This is a genomic window from Methylobacterium sp. WL19, from assembly GCF_008040005.1.
Classification (GTDB): domain Bacteria; phylum Pseudomonadota; class Alphaproteobacteria; order Rhizobiales; family Beijerinckiaceae; genus Methylobacterium; species Methylobacterium bullatum.
In genome coordinates this window covers 22,371-28,429 of sequence record NZ_VRVC01000066.1, presented here as the reverse complement: position 1 = coordinate 28,429, position 6,059 = coordinate 22,371, and the positions used below count along the sequence as shown (strand labels likewise).

Below are 6,059 nucleotides of genomic sequence, written 5' to 3'. Positions count from 1 at the left end.
GCGCGGGCCGGCGCCACGCCCTGCCCCGCCCCGCGAACCCGGCCCTCCCGGCATGGGGCGGGTCATGTTCGACGCGTTCAACATCACCCAGGACCGGATCTCGCGGGCGAGGCTGGAGCGGGACCCGCCGGATCTCATGCTGTCCCCACGCCTCGCGGAGATGGGCTTGTTCGAGTTCCACCGCGCCGAAGAGGCGATCCTTCTCGGGCGGGACGCGGCCAAGGCCGCGCTGCCGCGCATCAGGGAACTCGTGGCCCTGGCGGCCGAACGGGTCTGAGACCCCAGCTGGCGCGATCGACGCCGCGTCAGGCCATGGTGATGTAGTCGCGCATGGCCTGATGCTCCGCCTCCACGGCGGCGATCCGGCGCTTGACCACGTCACCGATGGAGACGAGGCCGGCGAGCCGCCCATCCTCGACCACCGGCACGTGGCGGAAGCGCCCGTCGGTCATCAGCTGCATGACCTCCTCGACGGTGCTCGACCGGGTGCAGGTGGTCACGGACGCCGTCATGTGCTGCGAGATCGGCGCATCGAACGCCCCCGCGCCCTGGCGGGACAGAGCCCGGATGATGTCCCGCTCGGACAGGATGCCGAGGACCGCACCCTCGTCATTGCTCACGACGATGGCGCCGATCCGCTTCTCGGCGAGGAGATGGATGGCGTCGTCCAAGGTCCGGTTCGGCTCCACAGTGACGACTGAGCCGCCCTTCTCGGAAAGGATGCGTGCGACGGTCATGACCATGATCTCCCATAGGCTGTTACGCGGGCCGGGTTGATCCCGGCGCATCACGGAATTGTGTGACGTCATCTCTGACGTGACAACCCACGGGACCGCCCTTCCGATGCCGAAACATGCGGAAAAATTACGCTTTTGCGCCTCTTGATCGGTCAAACATCGGAAAGAGGAAAAATCCTGCCAGGAACCCGCCCAGATGGGCGTCCCACGCCACGGTCGAGGATTCCGCGCCCAGCGGCAGCGAGATGATCCCGAACACGAAGTTGGTGGCGAGCCAGATGCCGAGGAATATCACCGCCGTGCGATTGCGCAGGAGTTCGGGGATGGTCTCAAGCGGCGGATGCGCCACGCGCTGCCACGGCTGGCCGGCAAGGAAGGATGGCGGCGGCTGGAACACGAAGCGCGCGGCGGCGGCCATCAGCGCCGAGACAGCCGCCGAGGCACCGATCAGCGGGGCGGTGCTCAACGGGTCGATCGCCACGTGGAGGACGCCTCCCGCCACCGCGCCGACGAGCCCGAGGAGGCCATAGCGCCAGGGGCCGCATCGCCGCGCCACGGGGGAGCCGAAGGCGGCGAGCCAGACCACGTTGAAGATCACATGCGTCCACGAGCCGTGCAGCAACGCATAGGTGGCGAAGGTCCAGAGGCTCGCCGAAGGGTTGGCCACCACGTACTGGGCGAAAGCCGCACGGGCCTGGTTCACGTCCGTGTCGCCCAAGGCCGAGGGGGCGGCCGATAGAATCTCCGCGACCCGATCCGGGTCCACCGAGGCCAGCCAGCGCCCTGGGATCAGGGCCAGGTCCAGGAGAAGCCTGATGTCCCATTCGTCCGGCAGGACGAAGTCCCGTAGGGCATGGAGGCCGAGCAGGAGGGCGATCGATGCCGTCACCGCGCCGGGCATGTTGAAGACGGGGACGCGGTTTTGGCGCGGTAGATCGGGCATGGCATCCATGGCGTCACCATGTCGGCGCGGATGCTGCCGCCGCAAGCCCTCGGTCCATGCAAATTCAGGCGAGCGGCGCGCGATTTGGGCGAAGCGCCGACCCTACCCGAACGCTTCGACCCTGCTGGACATCGCCGCGATGGCTGCCCGGCGGCAGAGTGAGCCTGGCGCGTTAACCCTAATCAAAGCTTAAGCGAGCGTGCCGCCTTGGACGGGCATAAGGTGTGCGCAGGCTTGTTAACCGAACCGTCCGCTGTGTCCAGCGCTGCGCGGATCGGGCCGATTTCGAACAGGTCCCCCCGGGGGCCGTGCCACGACGGGACACCATGAAGCATCCGACCAGCCGTATGCTCTACCATTACTGGGACCGGCTTCGTGGTACGCGGGCCGCGCCCGAGAGGAGCGAGATCGAGCCCGGCGAGATCCGCAACCTCCTGTCCGAGAGCCTCATTCTGGAACTCGACATGGCGCGTTCCGCCGCGACGGTCAGGCTTGCGGGAACCCGCGTCTGCGCGTTGTTCGGGCGTGAATTGCGCGGCAGCGCCTTCGCCGCCATCTGGGGCGAGGGGCAGGCCGATCCCTGGCGTCTCGTGGAGACGGTGGCGGTCGATACGGTGGGGATCGTCGCGGGTCTGCGCGGGATAACGCAGCGGGACGAGCAGATCGACCTCGAACTCCTGCTCCTTCCCCTGCGCCACCGTGGGCAGACCCAGGTCCGCTTGCTCGGAGCGCTCAGCCCCAAGGTGGTTCCGCAATGGCTGGGGCTGCGCCCCGTGGAACGGCTCGAATCCGTGTCCCTGCGCGTCCTCGATCCGACTTACGACGTCATCGACCTCGCCAGGAGCGACGCCGCGGCAAATCTCAGGAACCTGCCGCAACCCGCCAATGACAGCCTGCCGGTGCGTCGCGGCCACCTGATGGTGCATCCCGGCGGGCGGGCCTGATCGGCTTTTGACGGACGGTGCGGATCACGCGTCTATCCCGGCAAAGATTTTCGTAACCAAGAGACCTGTACGATTGCGCTGACGACGATCCAACCCGAGTGCGGATTCCGCGATGATCGAGGCTCTCGCGCAGACTGAAGCGAAGCCGGTTCGCTTGCTGCGGCCGTCGGATCTGCGTCGCCATCAGCGGGTCAAGGTCGCCCTCCTCGGCCGTTACATGCTGGCCGACCGCCGCGAATTTCCCTGCCAGACCGTCGACATGTCACCGGGCGGCGTCCGCCTGACCTGCGCGGTACTGGGAGAACTCGACGAGCGCGTCGTGCTGTATCTCGAGAGTATCGGCCGCATCGAGGGGACCATCGCCCGGTTCCCCAGCGGCGGCATCGCGGTTCGCCTGAACGCGACTCAACGCAAGCGCGACAAGATCGCATCCCAGCTCACCTGGATCTCCAACCGCGAGGCCCTCGGCCTGCCCGAAGGGCGCAACCACGAGCGTCTCACGCCCCAGGAAACCGGGGTGACGGTGAAGCTCGAGGGCGGGCGCGAGGTCGCCGCCCGTATCATCGACGTTTCCCTGTCCGGCGTCGCCCTCTCGACCCAGGCGCAGCCACCGATTGGAACAAGCGTCATGGTGGGGCGGACGCCGGGTCGCGTGGTGCGCTACTTCGAGGGCGGCATCGGCGTGGGTTTCATGCTCCCGATCTCGCCCGACCTGTTCCATGAGGGCCTGACGCTCTGAGAGCGTCCCCCCGCCTCGCCTCGGCTTGAGAGCGCCGCCTCTTCGGGTTCTGCCGACAGTTCGGTCGTCCTGGCGTCGGCGAGATACGGTCCAACAGGTCGGATCCTCCCGGCTCGGGATGGCCGTGCCGGCTTTCCTCGTCGTTCGTTCCGACATCCACGGCGCCCGGGCAAGGTGGGGATGAGATCCTCGCCGATCGCATCCGCCTCGTCATGGTTACGGTTTGCCTGACGCGATCGCGCCAATGCGAGTCCTTGGTTCAGCCGCCGGTTGGCTTTGTCCGCCAGCGGCTAGGCTTCGAGGTCGGATCGATAAAATTGCGCCGATCCGTTTCAGCGCAGCACAGGAAGCGTGGCGGCATCGTGGTCCTCGTTGGACGAGGTGGTCGCGATGGCACGGACGAAAACATTCTTGCTGGGGATGCTCGCGGCGCTGGCGATGTTCGGCGCCGGGGCGTCACAGGCCCAGACCATGGCCGCCCTGCCCTCGCCCTCGCAATCCGCCGATGTTCTCGGTGCCGCCCGCCCCATCGTCGGCTGGGTGTCGTTTTGCCAGCGTTACCCGGCCGAATGCGCCATCGACGCGAATGAGCCGTCCCGTATCGCCCTCACCCCCGCCACCTGGAGCTTGATCGTCTCGGTCAACCGTCGGGTGAATACCGGTCTGCGCGCCGTCACCGATTCAGAGCATTGGGGCGAAGCCGACCGCTGGGACCTCGCCGAGGACGGAATGGGAGATTGCGAGGATTTCCAGCTCGTCAAGCGCAAGCGCCTCGCCGATGCCGGCCTGTCCCGCCGCGCCATGCGGATGACCGTGGTCATCGACGAGAAGGGCGAGGGCCATGCCGTGTTGACGCTCCTGACCGACCGTGGCGACTTCATCCTCGACAACAAGACCAGCGAGATCCTGCCCTGGTATCGGACCGGTTACGTCTTCATCAAACGCGAGAGCCAGGATTCCGTGGCCTGGGTGTCCCTGGGCGGCGTCACGTCTCCGGTGACCACCGCGAACCGCTGAACCGGATTCTCCGGGGTTGCCGGAAAACATCACATTTCTGCCCTGGAACTCCCGAGCCAGTGGGAAGTTAATTCCGGTTTAACTTTTGGATTGAGCCCCAGCTCAGGGCGTGCCAGTTTCTTGCCTTCGGCAACGAATGGCAGGGCGACCGGAATGCGGCACGCGATTCTGCGAGGCGTCGACGGCGGAAGCTTCTCGGGAAGCGGGCTGTTGAGACGGGTCGGCCGTGCGGCCAGGGTCTCCCTGGTGGGCTCCATCCTGCTCCTCGGCGGGGCCGCCACGCAAGCGCGCCCGGTCGCCGCCCTCCCCAATGCGCCGGCCGTGAACGAGAATGGCGGCGCCCGGCCGGTGGCGGCCTGGAACGGGTTCTGCGCCAAATACCCCGCCGAATGCATCGTCGACACGTCGCAGCCAGCGATCATCGCCCTCAACCCGGCGATCTGGCGTACGCTCACCAGCGTCAACCGTCGTGTCAACGCACGTATCCATCCGATCACCGACATGGCCCATTGGGGCGTCGTCGACCGGTGGGACTTTCCCGATGACGGTTTCGGCGATTGCGAGGATTTCCAGCTTCTGAAGCGCAGGATGCTGGTGGAGCGCGGCCTCCCCCGTCGTGCCCTACGGATGACCGTCGTCATCGACGATATCGGCGAAGGCCATGCGGTCCTGATGGTCCGCACCGACAAGGGCGATCTCATCCTCGACAACAAGACCACCGCGATCCTGTCCGCGCCCCGCACCGGCTACACCTACGTCAAGCGTGAGGGCCAGGACAGCATGGCCTGGGTCTCGCTCAACGGCGTCGCCTCGCCGGTGGCCACCGCCAACCGCTGATCGATCGTGGCCTCGATCCGCCCTTCGCTGGTCCTGACCCGGACGGACGAAACGCGAGGCTCCGCGACGTCTCGCATCGAGCCGCTGGCGCGGCTCGTTCCGCTCAACCGGTGATCATGTGGGCGAGATCGAGGGCGATCCGGCCCGAGAGCAGGCTCCAGCCGCAGGCGATGATCGTCGCGATCATGACGAAGGGGATCGGACGGCCCTCGATCCGGCGACCGCGGACGGTGTTGCGCAGGATGATGAAGGGAGCACCGAAGGCCAGGATCGGCAGAGCCGCCACCGCCCCGACACCGCCGCGTTCCAGCAGGCTGAAGCTCGCGCGGCGGTCGGAGACGAGCTCGAAGGCGCTGGCGAGGAGGCCCGACAAGGCGAGACCGACACACAGGGTCCGAATCGATTCGATGGCGGAGGGGCTGATGTCCATGGCGCGCTCGACCGTTGACGACGGATTGAGCGTGCACTCTGCCAGAGCGTTTACGAGTTGTTAAGGATTTCCCGGCGTCAGGATTGGCCGACGCACAAGGAGAACTACGCGGATTCCAGCGTCATGCGGATCGCGGCTCCGGAGAGCCCGCGATCGAGGTGCGAGGCCTCTCGGCCGGGCAGCTTCAGTCTTCGAGATCGATGTCGAGAATCGCCATGGCGAAGTTGAACGAGCGATCGCCGTCCTCGTCGTCGACGGAGACCACACCGAGGAACTCTTCGCCGATATAGACTTCGGCCGAATCGTCCTTCTTGGGGCGGGCCACGAGGCGGATATTCGTGTTGGCGAACGTCCGGCGCATAAAATCCTGGACCTTCGCGATGTCGGTCTTGTTCACGCTTTCGCCTCTTGC

General features: G+C 66.6%; 8 protein-coding genes and 1 pseudogene. 5 read left to right on the top strand and 4 right to left on the bottom strand.

Annotated elements, in window-relative coordinates:
• Positions 1 to 277, top strand: a pseudogene (locus FV220_RS14365) (NTE family protein rssA); the annotation flags it as partial.
• A gap of 28 nt (positions 278 to 305) precedes the next feature.
• On the opposite strand, the gene FV220_RS14360 reads toward FV220_RS14365, so the two are convergent.
• Both FV220_RS14360 and FV220_RS14355 read right to left on the bottom strand, forming a co-directional pair.
• Positions 306 to 737, bottom strand: a complete 432-nt coding sequence (locus FV220_RS14360; protein ID WP_026175981.1) for a CBS domain-containing protein — start codon at positions 735 to 737, stop codon at positions 306 to 308.
• A gap of 127 nt (positions 738 to 864) precedes the next feature.
• Positions 865 to 1,689: a rhomboid family intramembrane serine protease gene (locus tag FV220_RS14355; RefSeq protein WP_147832136.1), complete on the bottom strand. Its 825-nt coding sequence runs from the start codon at positions 1,687 to 1,689 to the stop codon at positions 865 to 867.
• Positions 1,690 to 2,006: 317 nt separating this feature from the next.
• Here FV220_RS14355 and FV220_RS14350 point away from each other — a divergent pair, with 317 nt between their 5' ends.
• From FV220_RS14350 to FV220_RS14335, 4 genes are all read left to right on the top strand, one after another.
• Positions 2,007 to 2,624, top strand: a complete 618-nt coding sequence (locus tag FV220_RS14350) for a PAS domain-containing protein (protein ID WP_147832135.1) — start codon at positions 2,007 to 2,009, stop codon at positions 2,622 to 2,624.
• Positions 2,625 to 2,736: 112 nt separating this feature from the next.
• Positions 2,737 to 3,363 (top strand): PilZ domain-containing protein, encoded by a 627-nt coding sequence (locus tag FV220_RS14345; protein ID WP_018044040.1) that lies wholly within the window; start codon positions 2,737 to 2,739, stop codon positions 3,361 to 3,363.
• A gap of 420 nt (positions 3,364 to 3,783) precedes the next feature.
• The gene (locus FV220_RS14340; RefSeq protein ID WP_147832148.1) at positions 3,784 to 4,380 is read left to right on the top strand and encodes a transglutaminase-like cysteine peptidase; all 597 of its coding nucleotides are present in this window, start codon (positions 3,784 to 3,786) and stop codon (positions 4,378 to 4,380) included.
• 153 nt (positions 4,381 to 4,533) lie between these two features.
• A complete protein-coding gene (locus tag FV220_RS14335) occupies positions 4,534 to 5,217 on the top strand; it encodes a transglutaminase-like cysteine peptidase (protein WP_056142388.1) in 684 nt (227 codons plus the stop codon).
• Between the two features lie 103 nt (positions 5,218 to 5,320).
• On the opposite strand, the gene FV220_RS14330 is transcribed toward FV220_RS14335, so the two are convergent.
• Together FV220_RS14330 and FV220_RS14325 are read right to left on the bottom strand one after the other, a co-directional pair.
• Complete coding sequence (locus FV220_RS14330) at positions 5,321 to 5,647, bottom strand: hypothetical protein (protein WP_018044044.1); 327 nt, start codon at positions 5,645 to 5,647, stop codon at positions 5,321 to 5,323.
• A gap of 184 nt (positions 5,648 to 5,831) precedes the next feature.
• Positions 5,832 to 6,044, bottom strand: a complete 213-nt coding sequence (locus FV220_RS14325; RefSeq protein ID WP_018044045.1) for a DUF3126 family protein — start codon at positions 6,042 to 6,044, stop codon at positions 5,832 to 5,834.
• Positions 6,045 to 6,059: the final 15 nt, after the last annotated feature.

Coding starts and splice junctions, on each gene's coding strand:
- FV220_RS14335 (WP_056142388.1), top strand. CDS start 4,534: ATGCGGCACGCGATTCTGCGAGGCGTCGACGGCGGAAGCTTCTCGGGA.
- FV220_RS14330 (WP_018044044.1), bottom strand. CDS start 5,647: ATGGACATCAGCCCCTCCGCCATCGAATCGATTCGGACCCTGTGTGTC.
- FV220_RS14350 (WP_147832135.1), top strand. CDS start 2,007: ATGAAGCATCCGACCAGCCGTATGCTCTACCATTACTGGGACCGGCTT.
- FV220_RS14360 (WP_026175981.1), bottom strand. CDS start 737: ATGACCGTCGCACGCATCCTTTCCGAGAAGGGCGGCTCAGTCGTCACT.
- FV220_RS14355 (WP_147832136.1), bottom strand. CDS start 1,689: ATGGATGCCATGCCCGATCTACCGCGCCAAAACCGCGTCCCCGTCTTC.
- FV220_RS14345 (WP_018044040.1), top strand. CDS start 2,737: ATGATCGAGGCTCTCGCGCAGACTGAAGCGAAGCCGGTTCGCTTGCTG.
- FV220_RS14340 (WP_147832148.1), top strand. CDS start 3,784: ATGCTCGCGGCGCTGGCGATGTTCGGCGCCGGGGCGTCACAGGCCCAG.